At 68.8% G+C, this 20,086-nt stretch carries 23 protein-coding genes and 1 tRNA gene; 7 read left to right on the top strand and 17 right to left on the bottom strand.

The features are described from left to right. Positions 1-7: 7 nt before the first annotated feature. Positions 8-367 carry a hypothetical protein gene (locus Q343_RS0106570; RefSeq protein ID WP_155990663.1) on the bottom strand — a complete coding sequence of 120 codons (360 nt, stop codon included), beginning with the start codon at positions 365-367 and terminating at the stop codon, positions 8-10. Positions 368-918: 551 nt separating this feature from the next. Here Q343_RS0106570 and Q343_RS0106565 point away from each other — a divergent pair. Next, positions 919-1,140, top strand: coding sequence for a hypothetical protein (locus Q343_RS0106565; RefSeq protein ID WP_029252797.1), 222 nt, complete (start codon positions 919-921; stop codon positions 1,138-1,140). A 217-nt stretch (positions 1,141-1,357) separates the two neighbouring features. Here Q343_RS0106565 and Q343_RS15135 read toward each other — a convergent pair whose 3' ends face one another. The 5 genes from Q343_RS15135 to Q343_RS0106535 all read right to left on the bottom strand — a co-directional run bounded on the left by Q343_RS15135 (position 1,358) and on the right by Q343_RS0106535 (position 6,142). Then, positions 1,358-3,040, bottom strand: coding sequence for a P-loop ATPase, Sll1717 family (locus Q343_RS15135; protein ID WP_155990662.1), 1,683 nt, complete (start codon positions 3,038-3,040; stop codon positions 1,358-1,360). 639 nt (positions 3,041-3,679) lie between these two features. Then, the gene (locus tag Q343_RS15685; protein WP_282706017.1) at positions 3,680-3,814 is read right to left on the bottom strand and encodes a hypothetical protein; all 135 of its coding nucleotides are present in this window, start codon (positions 3,812-3,814) and stop codon (positions 3,680-3,682) included. Positions 3,815-3,836: 22 nt separating this feature from the next. Next, on the bottom strand, positions 3,837-3,953 hold the full coding sequence (locus Q343_RS14840) for a hypothetical protein (protein WP_282706016.1): 117 nt from the start codon (positions 3,951-3,953) through the stop codon (positions 3,837-3,839). 248 nt (positions 3,954-4,201) lie between these two features. Then, a tRNA-Ser gene (locus Q343_RS0106540) sits at positions 4,202-4,287 on the bottom strand. A 103-nt stretch (positions 4,288-4,390) separates the two neighbouring features. After that, positions 4,391-6,142 carry a glycosyl hydrolase family 18 protein gene (locus tag Q343_RS0106535; RefSeq protein WP_081829679.1) on the bottom strand — a complete coding sequence of 584 codons (1,752 nt, stop codon included), beginning with the start codon at positions 6,140-6,142 and terminating at the stop codon, positions 4,391-4,393. Between the two features lie 191 nt (positions 6,143-6,333). Here Q343_RS0106535 and Q343_RS0106530 point away from each other — a divergent pair, with 191 nt between their 5' ends. Further along, positions 6,334-7,176 carry a Sir2 family NAD-dependent protein deacetylase gene (locus Q343_RS0106530; RefSeq protein WP_052366963.1) on the top strand — a complete coding sequence of 281 codons (843 nt, stop codon included), beginning with the start codon at positions 6,334-6,336 and terminating at the stop codon, positions 7,174-7,176. Between the two features lie 7 nt (positions 7,177-7,183). On the opposite strand, the gene Q343_RS0106525 is transcribed toward Q343_RS0106530, so the two are convergent. Together Q343_RS0106525 and Q343_RS0106520 are read right to left on the bottom strand one after the other, a co-directional pair. Then, positions 7,184-8,011: an S-methyl-5'-thioadenosine phosphorylase gene (locus Q343_RS0106525; protein ID WP_029252793.1), complete on the bottom strand. Its 828-nt coding sequence runs from the start codon at positions 8,009-8,011 to the stop codon at positions 7,184-7,186. A 106-nt stretch (positions 8,012-8,117) separates the two neighbouring features. Beyond that, on the bottom strand, positions 8,118-8,345 hold the full coding sequence (locus Q343_RS0106520) for a hypothetical protein (RefSeq protein ID WP_029252792.1): 228 nt from the start codon (positions 8,343-8,345) through the stop codon (positions 8,118-8,120). A gap of 87 nt (positions 8,346-8,432) precedes the next feature. Here Q343_RS0106520 and Q343_RS0106515 point away from each other — a divergent pair, with 87 nt between their 5' ends. Continuing rightward, complete coding sequence (locus tag Q343_RS0106515) at positions 8,433-9,485, top strand: NAD-dependent epimerase/dehydratase family protein (protein WP_029252791.1); 1,053 nt, start codon at positions 8,433-8,435, stop codon at positions 9,483-9,485. A gap of 21 nt (positions 9,486-9,506) precedes the next feature. Here the strand turns inward: Q343_RS0106515 and Q343_RS0106510 are convergent, their stop codons facing one another. From Q343_RS0106510 to Q343_RS0106490, 6 genes are all read right to left on the bottom strand, one after another. Next, positions 9,507-10,127, bottom strand: coding sequence for a hypothetical protein (locus Q343_RS0106510; RefSeq protein ID WP_029252790.1), 621 nt, complete (start codon positions 10,125-10,127; stop codon positions 9,507-9,509). Positions 10,128-10,240: 113 nt separating this feature from the next. Then, on the bottom strand, positions 10,241-10,402 hold the full coding sequence (locus tag Q343_RS15130) for a hypothetical protein (protein WP_155990661.1): 162 nt from the start codon (positions 10,400-10,402) through the stop codon (positions 10,241-10,243). Between the two features lies 1 nt (position 10,403). Then, positions 10,404-11,255, bottom strand: a complete 852-nt coding sequence (locus Q343_RS15125; protein ID WP_162175471.1) for a GAF domain-containing protein — start codon at positions 11,253-11,255, stop codon at positions 10,404-10,406. Positions 11,256-11,351: 96 nt separating this feature from the next. Continuing rightward, the gene (locus Q343_RS0106500; RefSeq protein ID WP_029252788.1) at positions 11,352-12,479 is read right to left on the bottom strand and encodes a sensor histidine kinase; all 1,128 of its coding nucleotides are present in this window, start codon (positions 12,477-12,479) and stop codon (positions 11,352-11,354) included. Continuing rightward, the gene (locus Q343_RS0106495; protein WP_043109732.1) at positions 12,476-13,198 is read right to left on the bottom strand and encodes a response regulator transcription factor; all 723 of its coding nucleotides are present in this window, start codon (positions 13,196-13,198) and stop codon (positions 12,476-12,478) included. The genes Q343_RS0106500 and Q343_RS0106495 overlap by 4 nt, the downstream gene beginning before the upstream one ends. A 4-nt stretch (positions 13,199-13,202) precedes the next feature. Continuing rightward, on the bottom strand, positions 13,203-14,081 hold the full coding sequence (locus Q343_RS0106490) for an alpha/beta hydrolase (RefSeq protein WP_029252786.1): 879 nt from the start codon (positions 14,079-14,081) through the stop codon (positions 13,203-13,205). Between the two features lie 71 nt (positions 14,082-14,152). Here Q343_RS0106490 and Q343_RS0106485 point away from each other — a divergent pair, with 71 nt between their 5' ends. Then, complete coding sequence (locus Q343_RS0106485) at positions 14,153-14,809, top strand: TetR family transcriptional regulator C-terminal domain-containing protein (protein WP_029252785.1); 657 nt, start codon at positions 14,153-14,155, stop codon at positions 14,807-14,809. Here the strand turns inward: Q343_RS0106485 and Q343_RS0106480 are convergent. From Q343_RS0106480 to Q343_RS0106470, 3 genes are read right to left on the bottom strand one after another with little or no spacing between them, the layout of a single operon-like run. After that, positions 14,799-15,536 (bottom strand): hypothetical protein, encoded by a 738-nt coding sequence (locus Q343_RS0106480; RefSeq protein WP_029252784.1) that lies wholly within the window; start codon positions 15,534-15,536, stop codon positions 14,799-14,801. The genes Q343_RS0106485 and Q343_RS0106480 overlap by 11 nt on opposite strands. Then, positions 15,521-17,533, bottom strand: coding sequence for a hypothetical protein (locus Q343_RS13885; protein WP_155990659.1), 2,013 nt, complete (start codon positions 17,531-17,533; stop codon positions 15,521-15,523). The genes Q343_RS0106480 and Q343_RS13885 overlap by 16 nt, the downstream gene beginning before the upstream one ends. Then, complete coding sequence (locus tag Q343_RS0106470) at positions 17,530-17,799, bottom strand: hypothetical protein (RefSeq protein ID WP_162175466.1); 270 nt, start codon at positions 17,797-17,799, stop codon at positions 17,530-17,532. The genes Q343_RS13885 and Q343_RS0106470 overlap by 4 nt, the downstream gene beginning before the upstream one ends. 155 nt (positions 17,800-17,954) lie before the next feature. On the opposite strand from Q343_RS0106470, the gene Q343_RS0106465 reads away from it, so the two are divergent. The 3 genes from Q343_RS0106465 to Q343_RS0106455 are packed head-to-tail and all read left to right on the top strand — an operon-like array spanning position 17,955 to position 20,070. Further along, a complete protein-coding gene (locus tag Q343_RS0106465) occupies positions 17,955-18,653 on the top strand; it encodes a glycosyltransferase family 2 protein (protein WP_248616766.1) in 699 nt (232 codons plus the stop codon). After that, entirely contained in the window at positions 18,650-19,357 is a 708-nt protein-coding gene (locus Q343_RS0106460; protein ID WP_052366962.1) for a TIGR04282 family arsenosugar biosynthesis glycosyltransferase, read from the top strand. Before Q343_RS0106465 ends, Q343_RS0106460 begins: the two co-directional genes overlap by 4 nt. Continuing rightward, positions 19,357-20,070 (top strand): class I SAM-dependent DNA methyltransferase, encoded by a 714-nt coding sequence (locus Q343_RS0106455; protein ID WP_052366961.1) that lies wholly within the window; start codon positions 19,357-19,359, stop codon positions 20,068-20,070. Before Q343_RS0106460 ends, Q343_RS0106455 begins: the two co-directional genes overlap by 1 nt. Positions 20,071-20,086 lie beyond the last annotated feature (16 nt).

Genomic DNA, 20,086 nt, shown 5'->3' with positions numbered 1-20,086 from the left:
GAGCCCGCTACTCCGAGAGCGTCGCCGCCGTCGCGGTCACCCGAAGCTCGTCGCCGGGACACACCGGCCCGTCGACCTCCACCTCGGAGCCCGAGGCATACGTGACGACCACCGGCCCGTCGACGCACTCTCCGAACTCGAGGAGCGTCACTGCTCCGTCGCTCGGGATTTCCCTACCCGGCTCAGACCCAAGCTCGACCGTCACCACCTCGGCAGAGTCGTTGACGAGGCTCACCTGGCCGTCCGCGGAGCAACCCGCCAGCGCCATGGCGCAGATTGCGACAGCGCCGCCCAGCCCCACTACGCGGCGCACCGACGACGACCGGTCCAGGTTCCCTCGCGCAGGCACTTCGAGTGCAATGTCCATTTCAGAAGAGTACCTGTCGCTTTCCATGGTCATCGTCGGCGGCGCGCTGGACGTGGCGTAGCGAGAGTCGCTCACGGCCCGCGGCGCGGGTCCATGCGAACGACGAAGGGCCCCGAGCCATCCGGTTCGGGGCCCATCGTGTCGGCGGTAGCGGTGGGCTTGACCGTGCCGCGTTGGTCGAGCCTGCTCGCCTGGGCAGTTTTGGCGCCTGACCTGGACCTTCGCCAGGCCGCCGGTTGGACCGCGTTCCTCTTACAGGCACGAATCCGACGACCAATGTGGAGGCAATCCTGCGACCTTTCGGCAGCGCGGCCGGTTGGGACGCTCGGAGGCGCCGTGCCGGCCGCCGAGCTCTGGAGGTCGGTGGTGGAAGTCCGGGTCAACGGTGACCGCAGGCAATCGCACAGCGACGCTGCAGGCGCCCTCAACGCGGGCCGGAGCCGGCCGGATGCTCGGCGATCGGTGCGGCGCCGGCAACGTTCGCCGGGCGCACCGGCCCAGGAGCCGAGCAAATTCTCGCAAACACCCGACGACCTGAGAGGATTCCGGCCATGACCGCGACTGTAGTTGGTGCCATCCTCATGGGAATCGGCCTCGTCTGGGGCGTCGGCGAACCAGGCGCCGGACAGGCCTTGCTCTTCCTCGTCCCGGGCCTCGTCCTGGTCGTCGTGGGGCTGATCCTGCAGTCAAACGCGAAGACGCGCCGAGAGCTCATGGGCTTTCGGATCGAGCTCGAGGCGATGGGGCGAACGCGTCGGCAGCCGGATGAGTAGGCGCCGACCGACAGGCGAAAGAATGCATGGTGGCCCCGAGGAGACTCGGGGCCGCCTTCGTCTTGCCGTGGACAGCCTGGCGGGTGGGGTGCGCGAAGCGAGTTTGCGAGCGGAGCGCGGGGCCTCACCCGGGTCGCTAGCCCCGCGGCGGATCCGGGCCTTGAGACAGTAGAGAAAGCCCTCACGACACGTTCCACCCGGCCTCACATAGTCTGCGCTACCTGTCACCCTCACGTCGACCCGCATTCGCTCGCACCTCTAGCCCGCGATGATACATCCGGTGCACATAGAAGTATTTCGACGCGTCAACATCGCTGGACCGATCGATCAGATGCGGATCCTGATTGAAGAAGACCGGCCTATCGCCAGATCGGGTGGATAGTCCAATCAGGCCGAGCCTATACAGAATCTTGATGAGTGGTGAGTAGAGGTACGCCCACTCAACATCGGCCCCGGCGCTCCAGATGTGCGCCGAGGCATCCGTCATCCACTTTGCGCCTTCGAACCGCTCGTCGCTAAGCAAGAGGATTGCATTGTCCAAACGCTCTTGGAACTCATCTCGCTCCATACGCATCGAGGCGTGCCTAAACTGCTGGACCACCTCCGCGATCCCCGGGTACGTGCCCTTCCACTCATCGCGCAGCGCTAACAGCCTACCAACCGAGTAGGTTTCCTCAGCCGATTTAATATCAGCCCACGCAAGCCGATCCTTCCCAGCGCCGACGGAAAAGCATTCGTTTGCGAACGCTAGCGCGTCTCTCGGGCGCAACAACGTCCGGTCGAGAATATACTCGACAGGCTTACCCATTGTTGAGTTGCTAGATGGCAAGAACTCGCCGAATGAATTTACATCGGAACCCAGGCGTCGACCGGAAACTTGAGCACGTTCGTCCAGCACGCGCATTAGACTGTGCGGCGCCCAGCGAATCTCTTGCACTAGGGCCCGAAATTTCTCTTCTTGCCCGCCGCCTCTGCGACCAAAATCCAGCTCCTGGAAAATGTTCGTCCGCAAGGCCACGATCACCTTCAGATTTCTGACATTATGCAGGCTGTACACCGTGGAGAACAGGCAGCGAATCAAATCGTTGGCGATACGCTCGTCAACCCATTCCTTGTCAAGGTCGTCGATCAGGACATAAGTGAAGTGATTCGAATCGAGCACATCTTCATCGAGCACATTAATCATCTTATTGAGTCGGGCCAACTGCGTATCGTTGACGATCCGCTGAAATCTGAGAACCTGCTCGGTGTGAGCTTCCTGGCTAGACTCAGTCGCCACGTTTCCGGAGGCGCTGAGGCTCGCGCCCGCTCCTCCAAGCTTTCCACCGCCTTCTGCCCCTATTCGCTCTGCGAATCTATCCGTGATTTGCCGAACCCGCTCGTCGCTCTCACACCAAAAGTTTCCTTCGAAGTCATCCAAGTAGGCGAGTGCAGCTTGCTTGGTTTTATCATTGCGTATCCGTTCACGCAAGTTCTGCAGGAAGTTGCTCTTTGCGGCGGGAGAGTCGACCTTGTAGCGATGGCGGAGAATCTCTACGAGCAGGACATGTCGCCAAAGCGTCTGCCAAAAGTTGTCTAGATTGACCCCCAAAGTGTCGAGGTAACGGATCGCCTGGAGATTTGTAATGTAGGGCAGTGAGAGATTCTCCGGGTTGATGCGTATAACGTGATCAGGATGTATGGACTCGATGTGCTTGAGCACAGCAGACTTACCCGCCCCGGTTCGCCCAACAAGAAGGCACCTGTGCTCGTCTTTGGACTCCATCGCCCGATAGTCGCCCGATTCGAAGAATGCATCCTCAAGCAATCCATCGAGTTCGGCAGCTTCACCACCAAGGTTGAAACCTGCCCTCATCTTTGAGTTTCGCGCCACCATTTTCCCTTCGCCGAGCCGTTCCACGATCCTGCCACAGTCCCGCGACCTCCGTGGGGTGAAGTTTCGACTGGCCTGGCGCGGCACGAGGAGAATCCGACGGTGCACACTGCTGCAGGGCTGCGGTCCTCAGTCGGGGCGGTCGTAGCACCGGTTCTTTGATTTGCGCGAATCCTCAGTAGCTCGGCTTGTGAAGCGCTCACAGACCAGTCGTTTGTAGGCGCCGCGGACGGCCGACGGCACGTCTTGGGCTTGTGCGTACCCTCTTGCCGCGTATAGCCATGTGCTTTGCGCATCTCCTACGAGAATGTCAACCACGCGGTCGCGGTCGTCCATCGACTCTGTGTGAGTCTCCAGGGTTTAGTGGCGAGCGAAACAGACGAAGGCGCGTTCAGGCCAGAGTTTTCGAGCGATTGCGTAGGCGCGAGCCTGCTGATATAAGCGGCTGATGATGGTCGCCGACGCCGGATGCATGCCGAGCCCATATAGCAGCTCGCGGGTGAAGGTGAAGTTCTCGCCGCTGTTGGTGGCCCGAGTCTAGGTGAGGATCGCGTCGGCGGGGACGCCGAGCTCGTGGGCACGCTCGGCGTAGTGGATTGCCTCGTCCCGAGGGACGACGTCTGCGGTCATCGGCGCGTTGGCGCCCGTGAAGACGATCAGCGGGAATCAGCCCGCGTGCCAGAGTTCGGCGGGATGCTCGGCGACACCGATGTCGTGGCTGCCGAGACCGATGCCGATGTCCGTGTTGCCGGGCTCGCGGCGCAACTGGTGGTACCCCCAGAGGAGCGGGGCATTGTCCATCACGCTCATGATGCTCCGTTCGTCAGTCGGGCAAGTCGAAGCTGTAGGTCCAGGCGAAGCGGGACACCGCGTGCACACCCTCGGCGTACTCGACCACGCGGCCCTCCTTAGTGCGCGTCAGGCGGTGCAGCACCATCACGGGCGCTCCGTCCTCACCGCATCGCCGCCGGGTATCCCGCTCTCAGGCGCTGGTGGTCTGCAGGAACGGCAGAGCAATCACGACCAGGCTCGCGACGACCGTGTCGAGCAGCCAACCGAAGCTCAGTCCCCGAGCCTCGGCCACAGTGATTCTGGTCATCGCGTGAGTCTAGGGAATCCGGTGGGTTTCCGGTGCCCTAGAAACGACGAGGGGCCCCGAACCATCCGGTTCGGGGCCCTTCGTGTCGGCGGTAGCGGTGGGATTTGAACCCACGGTGGCTATGAACCACACAGCATTTCGAGTGCTGCACCTTCGGCCGCTCGGACACGCTACCTCGCTGGAATCACCAGCGACACAAGGATAGCGGGTCGGTGCCCCGGATCCGAAATCGGGTCCGGGGCACCGCCTTCGCTCACCTCAGATCGTGCGGTGTGCGGTCAGGCGCAGGGAACGCCTGCGTCCCACGAGCTCCATGCCGAGCCGCCCGGCAGGTCACCCTTGGTCCACCACTGGGCCGTGTAGTTCACGCCGGCGCGGGTGACGACGTCGCCCTTGCGGTACGTGGCTGCGGAGTCCCAGGCGTCGCCGCACTGCTCGACCTCGACGGCAGGTGCGGTGCCGCAGCCGCCGATCTCGGTCCAGGCGCTCGAGGAGCCGGGCTCCTGATTGCGCGTCCAGTACTTGGCCTCGTACTCGATACCGTCGTGGGAGACGGTAGCGCCCTCGGTGTAGACACCAGCCGCGTACCACGGGGCGGCGCACTGCTCGCCGACCTGCGGCCCGGGTGTGGCTGCGCGGAACGTGTCGGCAGCCTGCCCGACGAGGTCGTTCTTCTTGTCGCCGGAGATGTCCCACCACATGGCGCCGCCGAAGTCGTTCTCGGCGAGCCACTCGGACTTCGCGTTGACCGACTTCTTGTCGTCGTACGAGTACCAGCGGTCCCCGTCGTAGCGCCACGACGCACCGGCCTCGGGGTCGAAGTAGGCCTTGCCGAGGTTCTTGAGCTCGTCGTACGTTGGCGTGCCGATCGAGGCGGTGGCGGCGGTCCCGGCGATCTCGCCGTCGGTCACGCCCTCCCAGCCCTGGCCGTAGACGGCCATGCCGAGGTTGAGCTGCTCGCCGTCGTAGCCCGCGGCCTTGTAGGCGTTGAGCAGGCCGTCCGCGGCGAGACCCCAGTTGGCGGAGGTCTGCTCACCGTCGGGCTGCGTGGGGTCGACGGGCCAGTCGTAGGCGTGCAGGTTGCCCTGGTGCCCGGTGCGGTTGCCCACCCAGCCACCGTGGTAGTCGTAGCCCTGGATGTTGATGTAGTCGAACGAGTCGATGGCGATCGGGTCGACCCAGCCGCCGTTGGTGCGCGGGGCCCAGCCGGCCGGTGCGAACCCGGTCAGCAGGTACTCCGTGTCGTTGGCCTCGGCGCGCTCGTCGAGCTCGGTGCGGAACTCCTGGAGCATCGCGAGGAAGTTCGCCTTCTCCTCGTCACCGTAGACCGGGCCGTGCTCGCCGTTGGCGGCGGGCCACTCCCAGTCGATGTCGATGCCGTCGAAGATGCCGGCTGCGACACCCTCGCCGCCCTGGTCGCCGTAGACCGGGAGGTCGCCGTCGATGTACAGGTCGAGGCAGGACTCGACGAGCTTCTCCCGGGCCTCCGGGGTCGCCGTCGCGGCCGGGAAGTTGTCCGACCAGGTCCAGCCGCCGAGGGAGACGAGGATCTTGATCCCCGGGTACTCCTCCTTGAGCTTGCGGAGCTGGTTGAAGTTCCCGGCGAGCGCCTGGTCCGGGCTGTCGGCGACGCCGTCGACCGAGTCCTTGGCCGAGACGAGGCGCAGGTAGTCGTTCTCCGGGTCGCCCTCGACCTCCCCGGGGTCCACACCGTGGTCCGGGACGACGCCGTCGCTGATGTCGCAGACGAGGTCGGTCGTGACGTTCCCGAAGGAGTAGTTGAGGTGCGTCAGGTCGTCGATCGCACCGGAGTTGATGATGTCCTCGACCTGGTAGTCGCGGCCACCGTCCTCCTTGCTGGGTGCGTGGGCCTGGAAGTAGCCCACGGACCGGAACCCGTTGATGCCGTCGGGGTCTCCGCCGTCGGCGGGAGCGGCACCGGCTGCCGGGGCGGTGAGAACGCTCGCACCCAGGGCCGTGGCGGCCGCGAGCGCCACGGCGGCCCCGCGGCGTGTTGGACGTCGTGTCATGGAAAAGGCCTCATTGCTCTCGTCCGTGCCGGAGCTGCCGCCCGGCAGATTTGTTCGGTCCCCTGCACACTAGCCAACTGTGGGCCATTTCACTAGACACTTAACGTAAGTGTTACGAACCCGGGCACAGCGCCGTCCGACGTCGCGGCCCGGCCGGGGTACGACGTCGTCGGCGGGCGTAGGCTCGACGGGTGGAACTGATCGACGACAGCACGGCGACGTACGGCGACGTCGTGAGGCTTCTGCGAGGACGCCGCCTCGCTCTCCTGACCGGAGCGGGGATCTCCACCGACTCCGGGATCCCCGACTACCGCGGGCCCGACTCGCCGCCGCGCACGCCGATGACGTACGAGCAGTTCGTCAACGACGCCGACTTCCGACGCCACTACTGGGCGCGCAACCACGTCGGCTGGCGGCACGTGAATCGCACGCACCCGAACGCCGGCCACCGGGCGGCGGCCCGGTTGGAGGAGCGAGGGCTGCTGACGGGGATCATCACGCAGAACGTGGACCTGCTGCACGAGGAGGCGGGCGCACGGAACGTGATCGACCTGCACGGGCGCTACGACCGGGTGATCTGCCTGCAGTGCTCGCGGGTGATCTCCCGCGAGCACCTCGCCGAGCGGCTCGACCTCCTCAACCCGGGGTTCGTCGAGTCCGTCTCGGGCGCCGTCGCCGACATCGAGATCGCGCCCGACGCCGACGCCGTGATCGAGCAGACGTCGCACTTCGTCCCCGCACCCTGCGAGTTCTGCGGCGGGGTGCTGAAGCCGGAGATTGTCTACTTCGGCGAAAACGTGCCCCGCGAGCGCGTCGACCGGGCGTTCGCGATGGTGGACGAGGCCGACGCCGTGCTCGTCGCCGGGTCGTCGCTCGCGGTGATGAGCGGGCTCCGGTTCGTCAAGCGCGCGGTCAAGGACGACAAGCCGGTGGTGATCGTCAACCGCGGGTGGACCCGCGGCGACGACCTCGCCACCCTCAAGCTCCAGGCCGGGGTCTCGGAGACCCTGACCGCGCTGGCCGACGAGCTGTAGCCGCCCGCTACGGCAGCTCGAACGGCAGCGTCAACCCGTCGACGGCGTGCCGGCACGTGCAGTCGGTGTCCGGCAGCGCGGACACGACGTCCGCGAGCAGCGTGCCGAGGTGCTCGACGTTCTGCGCGAACGCCTCGAGCACGCCGGCGTGCGAGACCGCCGTCGTCGCGTCGACGCCCGCGTCCGAGTCCGTGACCAGCGCCAACGTGGTGAAGCACATGGCCAGCTCCCGGGCGATCCCCGCCTCCGGCGCCCCGGTCATCCCCACGACCGTGCCGCCCTCGCGCGCGTTGCGGCGCGACTCCGCCCGGGTGGAGAACCGCGGCCCCTGGATCACGACCATGGTGCCGCCGTCGACCATCGTCAACGGCTCCGGCACCGGTGCCGCGACCGCCGTCGCGCGGCCCGTCGGGCAGTACGGGTCCGCGAAACCGACGTGCACGACCGGGCCCACGCCGTCGTACACCGTGTGCGCGCGCCCCCACGTGTGATCGATCAGCTGGTCCGGGACGACGACGCTGCCCGGCCCGAGCTCCGGCGTCAGCCCACCGACGGCGGCCGGGGCGAGCACACGCCGGATGCCCAGCGCCCGCAGCGCCCAGAGGTTGGCCCGGTAGTTGATCCGTGCCGGCGGGAACCGGTGGTCGGCACCGTGGCGGGGGATGAAGACGACGTCCTTGCCCCCGAAGGTCCCGCGCTGGGGGTGCTCGGACGGGAACCCGAAGGGCGTCTCGACCTCCACCTCCTGCGGGTCGTCCAGCAGCGAGTAGAGGCCGGAGCCGCCGATGATGCCGATCGGGGACTCGGCGGCCGGGGTGGGATGCGATGCGCTCATGGCCGGGAGTCTCGCACCGGAGCAGGGCTCAGGCACGAGATACGGCGTGGATCCGCCGACTCGTCAGGCGATCGTTCGACGCCTCCGCGCGCCGGCGCGGCGGAGGTCAGAGGGAGTCGAGGATGCGCTCGCGCGCCTTCTCCCGCTCGCGCGCGCTGATGGTGCCGCTCTCCACAAGAGCGTCCAGCTCGGCGAGGCGCTCCTCGACGCTGCGGTGAGCCCCCTCGGTCCCGATACGGGTGGAGCGCACCAGCAGCACGATGGCCGCGACCACGACGGCGAGCGCGCCGAGCACCAGCACGAGGACCATCCCGAACCCAACGACGTTGCTCATGCACGCAGCGTAGTCGTCAGCCGATCGTTCGTCCCGGAATGGCGGGTCGGCCCTGCGGGTGGCGGCGTGGACAGCCATGCTGCAGGCATGCGAATTCTCCTCACCGGCGGCGCCGGATTCATCGGGTCCGCCTCGGTCCGGGCGTTCGTCCGGGCCGGGCACGACGTGACCGTCCTCGACAGCCTGCGCGTCGACGTCCACGACCACCGGAGTCCAGACCTGCCCGACGGCGTCCGGCTGATCACCGCCGACATCCAGGACCTGGCCACGGTGACGAAGGCCGTCGAGGCGAGCGACGTCGTCGTGCACCTCGCGGCAAAGGTCGGGCTCGGAGTGAACATCGACGACATCGACGACTACGTCGCGTCCAACGACCTCGGCACCGCCATGATCCTCAAGGCGGCCGCACGCGCCGGGACGCGGCACCTCGTCTTCGCGAGCTCGATGGTGGTGTACGGCGAAGGGCGGTACGAGTGCGCTGGCGACGGGACGGGCGAGCACGGCGTCGTCTCCCCCGCACCCCGCGAGGTCACCGACCTCGACGCCGGCACCTTCGACCCACGCTGCCCGCAGTGCGGCAGCGTCCTCGTCCCCGGGCTGGTCGGCGAGGACGCTCCGCTCGACCCGCGCAACGTCTACGCCGCGACCAAGGTGCACGGCGAGCACCTGCTGCGCGCCTGGACCCGCGAGACCGGCGCGAGCGCCACCGCGCTCCGCTTCCACAACGTCTACGGACCCGGGATGCCCCGCGACACCCCGTACGCGGGCGTCGCGTCGATCTTCCGGTCCGAGCTCGCGCACGGGCGCCCGCCCCGCGTGTTCGAGGACGGCGGGCAACGCCGCGACTTCGTCCACGTCGACGACGTCGCGGCCGCCGTCGTGCGCGCGGCCGAGCACCCCGTCGGGCCGGGCGTGACCCCGCTCAACGTCGGCTCAGGGACCGTGACCACGGTCGGGGAGATGGCACAGGTGCTCGCCGAGGTGATGGACGGGCCGGCGCCCGTCGTCACCGGTCAGTACCGGGCGGGCGACGTCCGGCACGTCACCGCGTCGAGCGACCGGGCCGACGAGCTGCTGGGATGGTCGGCCCAGATCCCGCTGCGCGACGGACTGGCGGCGATGGTGGCGGACGGGACGTAGCCTTCGCCCCGTCGCTGACCGCTAGCGGGCCGCCGAGTCCACCAGAAGCGACTGCGCGTGCGCACGGAGAGCCGGGACACGCGGGATGAACGCCCAGAACTGCTCCGGCTTCGTCACGTCCGGGTCTCCGGCAATCCGGAAGGCGTCGGCGGGCATCGAGTCCAGGAGCGGAACGAGCAGATCGGCCTTCGCGGGCGACAGGTAGCCGATCTTGCGCTCGCCGTTGAACACGGCGAGCGTGCTCACGGCGTCGACGTCTGCCGGCTCGCGCACCAGGAGGTACTCCGTGCGGTCGACGCCCTCCCGCTCCTCTTCGCCCAGAAGCACGTCGGTCGCGACGATCCGCACCCGCACGGAGTCCACACCGGACAGGTCCAGTACGGTGCGCTCGGCGGCAGCGACCGGCTCGACGCCCGGGACGGGCTGAGGCGCGGATTCTGCGACCGGTTCGGGTGCGGGCTGGGGCTCAGGCTCGACATCTGGCGCCGGTTCAGCCTCGGGCGCGACGTCAGAGACCGGTGCGGACGACGGCTCGGCGGGACCGTCGGCGACGACAGGTGACTCCACCTCCGCCGGCGCCGGGGCGACGTCCTGCGTGGCCGATGCGGAGAACTTACGTCGAATCTTCGTGAACCAACCCATGCCGGGCACCTTATCGTCCGGCCCGACGGCGGAATGCCACTGTCCGAGCGAATTCCGCCGGAGGGGCCGATAGTTCCGGCTCACGAGGGTGTAGCGATGAAACGAAGAACTCGCTACCGCTTGCCCGGCATTCGTCCGGCGTCGAACAGTCGTCGGCTGCGCTCGCGTCGCTCCTGCCGGATCTCTGCCTCGAGTTTCCTCAGTCTCTCCGCGGGCGACTCGGTCTGACCCTGCTCATCCGCGTCGGCACTGAACTCCAACGGAACCTTGCCCATGTCAGTCATCCTCTCGCGATTCGCTTCCATCGTATCCGGGCGCGTGTCGGCCGCGCGCTGTCTCCGCGAAGAGAACTGCAAGAGCTGCTGCGAAGAGGGCGACAGTCGACGCATGGCTTCGGTCTAGCGTGCCTGGAATCTCAGCGTCCACCGTCAGTAGGCCAAATCCCTCGGATCCAGACCGAATCGGTGCACTGATGAAAGTCCCGTACCCATCGCCGGACCCTGCCCATTCGTTGGGATCTGCGTCTGTCAGGTTCGCCACCGTGACTTGTCGTCGACGCTCCCGCAAGAGTACGTCGAACGCCTTGTCGCCTCGTTCGGTCCCACGGACAAAGTCACCCGGGCGCTGCGACCTCCCCGCCGACTGCGCCGTCGTCATGCGCGTCCCGTCATCGCTGACCAAGAAGACGATCGCGCGAACTCCGGGGACGTCGTCGAATGCTCCGCACAGCGACGCAACAGCTCGCGCCGCGGCAGCGTGCGCTTCACGTATTCGATCTTGACGAGCGAGACCGGTTGTCGAGGCAGCAGCATCGAGCAACGGCGCCAGTTCTTGCTCGAGGAGCCGGTCTCGTGCTTCGGTGCGAACCTCGAGAGTGTCATCCTGACGCTCCCAAGAGAGAGCCGCGACACCGACGAGCACTCCGACGATCACCGCAGTTGCGCCCCACCAGGGGGCGTTCAACGTGACGTCGAGCCCGGCAACGCGTATACGAATCGACGTGCCAAGCATGTGTCCACCGAACGCGAGAAGGACGCCGGCGGCGAACGTCGAACCAACCTTCCGCGTTGCGGCGTGGTACCCGATGAAGCGCCACAACGCGACGAGCGGGTTGCCAGGCTGCTCCATGTTCGTCCCCCAACGATCCACCTCGCCCGCACCGATAGGTGCTCCATCCACCCAACCAGACGCTCGGCGCGTGAAGGGCCTCATCCACAGGCAGATCTACGCGCCCTGCGGAATCCGGACCTCGACGCTGCACCCCTCGCCCGTCGACCCGACGGCCACCTTGCCGCCGTGAGCCTCGACGACACTGTCGACGATCGCGAGCCCGAGCCCGCTCGCGCCCACGGCGCCGTCGCCCTGGAAGCCGGGTTCGAGGACGCGGCGTCGGTCGTGCTCGGCAATTCCCCCGCACGTGTCCTCGACGACGAGCCGCACTCCCCCGTCGGCGTTCTGTGCGGCGACGAGAACCCGGCCGCCCGATCCGCTCGAGCGGACGGCGTTGGCGACGAGGTTGTCGAGCAGGCGTGCCAGGTCGTCCGCGTCACCGGTGACGACGACGCCGTCCTCGATCTGCGAGTCCAGGACCACTCCGGCGTCGGTGGCGACGGGCAGGACGTGCGCGACGACGTCGCGCACCACCGCGGCGAGGTCCACCCGGGCGTGGTCGGGCTCGCTGGCGGGCGCGTCGTCGGACCCGGGCCGGGAGAGCTCGGCGAGGTCGTCGATCATCCGCGCCATGCGCTGGACGGCCGACTCGATGCCGTCGAGCGCGGTCGACGGGTCGTCGAACACCCCGTCGCGCAATCCTTGCGAAGCGGCCTGGATCCCGGCGAGCGGGCTGCGCAGGTCGTGGCTCACGAACGCGACGACCTGACGGCGTGCTCCGTCGGCGGCGCGCTCGCGCTCGCGTGCGACGGCCAGGCGCTCGCGGGTATCGGCGAGCTCGGCACTGAGGTGGGCGAGCTCCGCGGTGACGGGCGCGACGGACGCAGCTCCGTCCGACCCGGCCGCGTCAGGTCCTTCCTCCGCGAGCCGCCGCGCCTCGTCGCCGACGCGCTTCAACTCCCGGCCGAGGGAGCGTCCCAGGATGACGGCGAGCGCCACCGCGAGCACGGAGGTGACGGCGAGGACGAACCAGATCACGTCGGCGTCGTGCGAGGAGAGGAACATCGCGTTGACGTTCACGGCCACGGCCGCGACGACGGCGCCGAACGGCACGAGGGCGGCGACGACGAGCGCGGCGACCAGGGACTGGCGGCGTGCCCACATCACGAGGCACAGACCGATCGCCCCGATCAGGACGGCCGAGGTCAGGGTGATGGCCCCCATGAGCTGAAGGTCGGTCATGCGCTGTGCTCCTCGCTCGGTGCGGGTGCTGCGACGCAGTAGCCTGCGCCGCGGACGTTGATGAGGATCTGCGGGTCGGCCGGGTCGGCCTCGAGCTTGGCACGCAGGCGGCGGACGTGGACCATCACGGTCGAGTCGTCGCCGAAGTCCCACCCCCAGACGCGACGCAGCAGCTCTCGCCGGCTGAACGACCGGCCGGGGTGCAGTGCCAGGAACTGCAGGAGCGCGAACTCGCGCGGTGCGAGCTCGGCGCGCCGTGGAGCGTCGTCCCCGTCGACGACGGCGGTGCGGTCGGAGGCGTCGACGGTGAGCTTCCCCACGGTGATCCGTGAGGGTGTCGGCTCGACGGCGACCGCGCCCCGGCGCAGCAGGGCCTCGACGCGCAGGACGAGCTCCCGCGCGTCGAACGGCTTGGCCAGGTAGTCGTCGGCCCCGACCTCGAGCCCGACGATCCGGTCGTCCACCGTGCCGAGCCCGGAGAGCAGCACGACGGGGGTCCCGTCGCCGTCCTCGCGGTGCCGGCGCAGCAGATCGAGGCCCGACCGGCCCGGAAGCCTGACGTCCAGGACGACGACGTCCGGTCGCCACGTGCGCCACTCGTGCTCCGCCGTGGCGGCGTCGGCGGACTGGCGTGCGTCGTGACCGGCGGCGCGGACGTGCGCGACGACGGACGCGGCGATGAGGTCATCGTCGTCGACGACGAGGATCTTGGCAGGCATGCCCTCAGGTTAGGCGTTGCGGCGCCGAGTCGGCGCAGAACTTCGCGACGGCGTCCACCGTCTCCTGCGCGACGAGGACGCGGTTGTGCCCGTGGCCGTAGGTCACGAGCAGGTGCGCACCCTCGCCCGCGGCTGCCGCGTGCTCCTCGGCCTCGACCAGCGGAACCTCGGGGTCTGCGTCGTCGTGGACGATCAAGAGCGGGACGCTCGTGGGCCGCAGCACGTGGAACCTCTCGGCTGCCTCCGTCCCGGTCGTTCCGGGCAGCACTCGCTGCATCGCACGGTCGATCATCGGCGGCAGGAGCCGGGGCGGGAGTCCTGCCCGCACGGCGGCGGTGTCGGCGAGGAAGTCGAAGGTGTTGGGACCGGCGATCGCGACGACCCGCCTGGCAGGGACGCCCTCCTCGACGGCGATCCTCGCCGCAAGGGCCCCGAAGGAGTGCCCGATGATCGCGTCGAGCTCCCCGTGCTTCTTTGCGAGAAGCGAGATGAGGTCCAGGTGATCGAGGAGGGACGACGTCGTCCCGTCCGTCTCCCCGTTGCCGGGAGCGTCGAAGCCCACGACCGTCGCGCCGTCGTCGACGAGCCGGGTGATGATCGCCCCGAAGCGGGACGTGCGGGACTGCCACCCGTGCGCGAGGAGCACCGTGCGGGGGCCGTCGCCCCAGGTGTACGTGACGACGTCGGTGGTCCCGCCGGGGCGGGCGTTCAGCACGACGGTCTCGCGGCGGGCAGCCGCCATGACGGGCACGTCCTGCGGCCAGACCCGGACGCGCTGCCCGACGGTGAAGAACTTCTCGGCCATGACCCGGGCTGTCGTGTCGGGGGCGACGCGGGCGCCGACGCGCAGGCCGGTCCGGACGAGCGTCTCGCTGAGTGTCACGGTGCTCCAGGTGAACGTGGGCCGACCTCGGCCTGGTGGAAAAAGAATACGCACGACCGTACGCTTATCCGGTGGTGACCACAAGCAGCGGACCCCCAACCGCCGACGGGCGACGGCTGCGCGGCGAGCGTTCACGCCGAACCGTCCTCGACGAGGCCGTCCAGGTCGCGTCGGTCGAAGGCCTGGACGCGCTCTCGCTCGCGCGCCTCGCCGACGCCGTCGGAGCCTCCAAGAGCGGCGTCGCCGGGCTCTTCGCCAGCCGAGAGAGCCTACAGCTCGCGACCGTCGCGCGCGCTCGCGACGTCTTCGTCGTCGACGTGCTCCAGCGCGGCATCGACGCGCCCCGCGGCCTGCCGCGACTCTGGTCGACCTACTGCGCATGGGTGGACCACTCACGACGACGCGTGTTCCGCGGCGGGTGCTTCTTCCGCACCGTGGCGAGCGAGTACGACGCCCGGCCCGGGACGCTGCGCGACACGATCCGTGACGCCCTGGACTCCTGGTCCGAGCACATCCAGACACTGACGACGGACGCCGTCGAGCGCGGCGACCTTGACGCCGGCGCCGATGCGGAGCTCCTCGCGTTCCAGCTCTCGGCCGCCTACGCGTACGCAAACGACACGGCACTGCTGCACGACGACGACGCGGCGTACGACCGGGCGCTCGAGGCTGCGCGCGCGACGTTGCGCGGCGCAGGCGCCGACCCCGCAGCGTTGACTACCGGCTGACCTCGCCGCCCGCGTAGCGCGCCTCGGGCGGATCGGCCTCGAGCTTCTCCCGCATCACGTCCATCACCTGCTCGGCCGAGACCTCAGGCTCGACCGACGAGACCACATGGACGCCGACGTAGGTGTCACCCACCATCGCGTAGTACCCCTCGGCGTACCGATCCTCCATGCCGTCGATGATGAGCAGATCAGGGTTCTTGAACGGTCCCTCAGCGTGCTCCGACCATCCGAGCGGCTCGCTAGAACTCGACGGGTCTCCGTCGGCGGATATCGCCACTTCTGAAGCATCACCCACCATGTCAAAACCAACGATCTCGGAACGACTTTCGTAGTCAGAACGTTCCATCGCTGCCGCGCAATAGCTCATCGCAGTTCTCGGACTTCTCAGGGCACTTCCGGGTGCGACGACAGCCTCCCGAGTCTGAGCGTGATCCGCGTTGTAAGGCACGACGAAAATCTGAATGGCAATCTGCTGGCCACGGTACTGGGACACCTCCGCTTCGGTTGACCACCGCACTTTTGCCTCGCTCCAGGACTCGTCCCCGATTCCGCAAGTCAGATCGTCGAGCAGATTGTCGTCTTGGTCGTCAAAAGGAACCGTGTCCACTTCGACGCCCAGGTCCTGGGCATCCAACTGCCAGCGCGGTTCACCAGCGCCACAGCCGGACAGCGCGACAGTCACGACTGTTGCCATGAGCAGTGCGCGCGCGGTCAGTATGTCTGCCATATATCCGCCCCTTCCGAGGCACCCTTGTAGAAGGCGTCAGCCATGACTTCGATCTGTGGACCGCGGTCAAGCTCGTCTGCGTCGAAACTCGCCCGAGCAATATGCATGTATGCCTCTTGTGACCTCTCGACCTCGGTTCTGGCTTCTCGAATCGCCTGACCCTCGTTGTCGACAAGACCAGTTCCGACCGATAGCCCGACTCCACCGGCCGTCGCGACCGCCCCTGCCGCAAGACCCGCTGGCAGAGTAGCGATAGAGATTCCGGCAGCGACGGCAGTCACCACGAACGCGGCGGCCTCATCATCAGACCTTCCTTGGGCGATGAATCCCCCCTGGATCGCACCAACGACAAGACCGGAACTCTTCATCGCATGAGCCGCAGAAGCACGGCGTTGAGATTCACTCCAGCTTTCGCTTCCTGAGCCGTGATCGGCGATCGCCGTGGCATTCAGCGCGGTCCAGGCCGCCGCCGATTCCGGCGTCTTCGAGGTCGCCGCGACGAGCCGACTCACGTCGACCATCTCAAGGTCCGCGAGTTCGTTTCCGTCGAGCGAGTCCCGCACGTTGTCCTCGGCGCCGATCGCGAGGAAGTCGCGGCGGTATGCGCGGGTCAGCTGCGCCACCGCTTCGTCGCTGCCCGTGAAGCCCGTGTCGGCGAGGACCGGTGTGGCCAGGGTGACGAGGCGTGTCGCAGCGTCATACTCGGCTGGCCTCTGCGCGGTGGTGACGGCTTCGGCGTAGGCCGTGGCAAACGCGAGATCGCCATGCGGGAGCGTGGACCACGTGGCGATGCGCTCCTGCGCTTCCGCGTCGCTCTCCGGCGTGAGGAAGGACCGAAGAGACTCGGGATGCTCGGTAAGCCCGACGAGCGTCGCGACGGCGAACGCGTGCACGCCCTCAGCAGTCGGAATGGCATCCGTGGGTGCGTACTCCGAGTCGTGATGAGCCCGGGCCGCCCCGAGAAGCACGTCGGCAGGAAGGGTCGGCGAGCCGATCAGTGCGATGAGCTCTGATGCCGGCGCGCGCGAGGTCGACTGACGCGCCCACATCGCGTGCCCGAGTTCCTCCTGGTCAGACCGGGCCAGTCCCTGTGCCCACGTCCCGAAGGCAAGGCGCAGGGTCGCTCCTGCCGCCGAGACTCCCACCGGCGAGACCACCGCGAACAGGCTCGCGGTCTCCTCCAGGTCGGTGCGGGCGAAGAACGCATCGGCGAAGCCGTCCCTCTGGCCCTGGTCGGCCAGCAACACCTCGAGCTGCGCGACAGCAGCCGCACGCTCCTCCACGCCCAACGTCCCGGACACGATCCGCTCGGTCAGCGCCGCGGCGGCCTCCCCGGCGTCGAGCGCCGCCGCGAGGTCCGCCGCTCGGCGCCCGGCCTGAGCAAGTTCGCTGCCCCACCCGCCACCGAGAGCCCGGACCGTGGGCGGGTCCGCGACCGCGCCCAACCGGGAGACGACGTCGTGGTCCCAGTCCTCGCGCTCCGTACACAGTGCTGCCCAGTCGGCGTGCACCTGCTCGAGGGTGTCGATCGCCGCGAGCCAGGTGTAGAACGAGGCGGGCGGGTCGAGCGGGTAGGACCACGGCCGCTGCCACCAGTCCCCCGGCAGCACCGCCGGCGGGTTGCACCACGTCGCCTCGTCCACCGCACGCCCATGGGCATGGACGGCCTCGGACCGCGCACTCGCCTCCGCCTCGACCAGAAGACCGGCCCGGCGCGCGTACTCCTCGACCGCATCGGCATGAACGTCCACGAGATCGGCACCGTCGGCAAGAGCCTGCACCAACGGATCGATCAGCCCCTGGACCGTCAGCGTCTCCTCTGCCACGGCGTCCACCGCCTGCCCGCGCATCGTGGCCAGCCGGCCTCCGGCCAGTGCGAGATCGTCCTGGCGGTCCAGCAGCCGCCGACGCTGCTCGCGCCACCGCAACGCCGCCGCACGGATACCGAGCACGTCACCCGCCCCCGGATCACCGTCCAGACCACCGGCCACGCTCACCCCGCAGCCTGTCCCAACAGGCGGTCCTCCTCGGCGAACCGGGCCTGGATCCCCGACATCGCGGTCGCGAGCCCGGCCACGACCTCCGCCACCTCGATCCCCGCGCCCCGCAACAACTCATCCAGATCCTCGAATGCCGCCGCCACGCTCGGCGTGCCGAGAGCACCGGATGGCGTCGCATCCCCGAGCACCGTCGCCTCCGCAGCAGCCCGCAGGTGCCGGTATGCGCCGTCCAGCCCTTCGTCGTGCACGTCGAGATCCGCCACGATTCCCTCTGCCCCCACTGTCCGATTCGTCAGGCAGGCTAGCGGAGAACCGGACGTCAACCTTTGCGTTGTCCACAGCCCGGCCTCGGGCCGTCAGCCGATCGTCAGCCCCGAACAGCGAGCGAACACGCCTGCGGCCGCCTACCGTCGAGATCGTGACCGAGACCTCCGTGCCCGAGCATCACGCGCAGCCCGCCCCGACCGCGGTGCGGGCCGACGTCGTCCTGCCCTGTCTTGACGAGGCCGAGGGGCTCGCGTGGCTGCTGCCGCGGCTGCCGGAGGGAATGCACGCGATCGTCGTCGACAACGGGTCGACCGACGGGTCGCAGGACGTCGCCCGCGCCCACGGCGCCACGGTCGTGACGGCCGATGTCAAGGGTTTCGGCTCTGCCGCGCACACCGGCCTCGAGGCGGCGTCTGCCGACATCGTCGCGTTCATGGACGCCGACGCGAGCCTCGACCCCGCTGATCTTCCGAAGGTCGTCGGTCCGGTCGAGGACGGCACAGCGGACCTCGTCCTGGGCCGACGCGACGCCGCCCGTGGCGCGTGGCCGTGGCACCTGCGGTTCGCCAACCGCGAGCTGGCGCGACGCACCCGCCGCCGCACCGGCGTCGTGCTCCACGATCTCGGTCCGATGCGCGCGGCACGCCGCGAGGCGCTGCTGGCTCTCGACCTGACCGACCGCCGCTCGGGCTATCCGCTAGAAATGGTCGTGTCGGCGTCCGACGCCGGATGGACCGTGACCGAGGTCGACGTTCCATACGTACAACGCAAGGGAAGGTCGAAGGTGACGGGTACTCCGTTGGGAGCGTGGCGAGCCGTGCAGGACATGTCGAAGGTGCTGGCCCGATGAGCGCGGTCGAGCCCGTGCGGACGATCGTCGTCCTCGCGAAGGCCCCGGAGCCGGGGCGGGTCAAGACGCGTCTGCACGGCGAGTTCACCCCGGAGCAGGCGGCCGATCTGGCCCGCGCCGCGCTCGAGGACACCCTGGACGCCGTGGCTGCGGTGCCCGACGTCGCGCGCGTCCTGGTGCTGGACGGCGAGGCGGGCCCGTGGGTTCCCGAGGGCTTCCACGTGATCCCGCAGGTCGAGGGGGGTCTGGACCGCCGCCTGGCGGGTGCGTTCGCGGAGACGGCCTACGAGTTCGAGGGTCCGATCCTGCTCGTCGGGATGGACACCCCGCAACTCGCCCCGTACCTCGACGTCGACATGGCCCGGCACGACGCCGCGCTGGGCCTGGCCGAGGACGGCGGCTTCTGGGCGATCGTTCTCCCGAAGGGCCTGAAGGACTTCTACACCAGCCTCTTCCACGGCGTGCCGATGTCGGAGCCGACGACGGGTGCCGCCCAGCTCGAGCGGATGCGGGAGTTCGGGCTGCGCGTCCAGATCCTGCCGACGCTGCGGGACGTCGACGACCCGGACGACGCGAGCTCCGTCGCCCGGTCCGCGCCGGGGTCGCTCTTCGCGGCCGCGTGGGCCGAGGCGAGCGGCGCCGACTCGCCGTCGGGCCTGCGCGAGCGCGCACTGACGACGCCTCCCGGAGAGATGCTTCCCTGATGACGACGACGGATGCCGCGATGCCGGCGGGCACGGCGGAGACCGCGCGCCGTGCCTCGGCGCGCGTGCATCCGCTGGCCCTGTACGAGCAGGCGCTCTCGGGGGTGCCGGTCCTCGCGGTCGGTGCCGCCGAGACGCGCCTGCTCGACGTGGCGACGTGGGCGGCCCCGACGAGCGCTGTCGACGAGATGATCCTGGCGCGGTGCGAGGGGCCGGTGCTCGACGTCGGGTGCGGGCCGGGCCGGATGGCGGCAGCACTCGGTCGACGCGGGGTGCCGTGCCTCGGCATCGACGTCTCTCCGCGCGCCGTGACCGAGGCGCGGTCGCGCGGCGCGCTGGCCCTGCGGCGCGCCGTCGAACGTCCTCTGCCCGGCGAGGGCCGCTGGGGGACGGTGCTGCTCGCCGACGGCAACGTCGGCATCGGGGGCGACCCGACGGCGCTCCTGCGGCGCTGCGCCGAGCTCGTCGAGCCGGGTGGCCTCGTCCTGGTCGACACCGACCCGGACCCCGACGTCTGGGACACCACGCCCGTGGTGCTGCGCGGCCCGGACGGCCGGGAGAGCCACCCGATGCCGTGGGCTCGCGTCGGTGCACGTGCCCTGCTCCGCATCGCGGCCGACGTCGGACTCCGGCTGAGCGAGGAGTGGGACCTGGACGGGCGGACGGTCGTCGCGCTCCGTCGCCCGGTGCGGACGACGCTCCACCAGCGCTGAGCCGAGCCGAGGTCCG

Origin of the sequence: Paraoerskovia marina DSM 21750, assembly GCF_000701465.1 — a bacterium.
In the GTDB taxonomy this organism is placed as follows: Bacteria; Actinomycetota; Actinomycetes; order Actinomycetales; family Cellulomonadaceae; genus Paraoerskovia; species Paraoerskovia marina.
Note: the sequence above shows the minus strand (reverse complement) of the source record. Positions and strands in the feature narration are given on the sequence as shown.

Excerpts from the sequence above, each read along its gene's own strand:
- Q343_RS0106515 (WP_029252791.1), top strand. The coding sequence starts at position 8,433 with ATGCGAATTCTCCTCACCGGCGGCGCCGGATTCATCGGGTCCGCCTCG.
- Q343_RS0106570 (WP_155990663.1), bottom strand. The coding sequence starts at position 367 with ATGGACATTGCACTCGAAGTGCCTGCGCGAGGGAACCTGGACCGGTCG.
- Q343_RS0106510 (WP_029252790.1), bottom strand. The coding sequence starts at position 10,127 with ATGGGTTGGTTCACGAAGATTCGACGTAAGTTCTCCGCATCGGCCACG.
- Q343_RS0106455 (WP_052366961.1), top strand. The coding sequence starts at position 19,357 with ATGACGACGACGGATGCCGCGATGCCGGCGGGCACGGCGGAGACCGCG.
- Q343_RS0106460 (WP_052366962.1), top strand. The coding sequence starts at position 18,650 with ATGAGCGCGGTCGAGCCCGTGCGGACGATCGTCGTCCTCGCGAAGGCC.
- Q343_RS0106495 (WP_043109732.1), bottom strand. The coding sequence starts at position 13,198 with ATGCCTGCCAAGATCCTCGTCGTCGACGACGATGACCTCATCGCCGCG.
- Q343_RS15130 (WP_155990661.1), bottom strand. The coding sequence starts at position 10,402 with ATGGGCAAGGTTCCGTTGGAGTTCAGTGCCGACGCGGATGAGCAGGGT.
- Q343_RS0106525 (WP_029252793.1), bottom strand. The coding sequence starts at position 8,011 with ATGAGCGCATCGCATCCCACCCCGGCCGCCGAGTCCCCGATCGGCATC.
- Q343_RS0106565 (WP_029252797.1), top strand. The coding sequence starts at position 919 with ATGACCGCGACTGTAGTTGGTGCCATCCTCATGGGAATCGGCCTCGTC.
- Q343_RS15685 (WP_282706017.1), bottom strand. The coding sequence starts at position 3,814 with ATGGACAATGCCCCGCTCCTCTGGGGGTACCACCAGTTGCGCCGCGAG.
- Q343_RS0106480 (WP_029252784.1), bottom strand. The coding sequence starts at position 15,536 with ATGGCAGACATACTGACCGCGCGCGCACTGCTCATGGCAACAGTCGTG.
- Q343_RS0106520 (WP_029252792.1), bottom strand. The coding sequence starts at position 8,345 with ATGAGCAACGTCGTTGGGTTCGGGATGGTCCTCGTGCTGGTGCTCGGC.
- Q343_RS15125 (WP_162175471.1), bottom strand. The coding sequence starts at position 11,255 with ATGGAGCAGCCTGGCAACCCGCTCGTCGCGTTGTGGCGCTTCATCGGG.
- Q343_RS0106500 (WP_029252788.1), bottom strand. The coding sequence starts at position 12,479 with ATGACCGACCTTCAGCTCATGGGGGCCATCACCCTGACCTCGGCCGTC.
- Q343_RS0106535 (WP_081829679.1), bottom strand. The coding sequence starts at position 6,142 with ATGACACGACGTCCAACACGCCGCGGGGCCGCCGTGGCGCTCGCGGCC.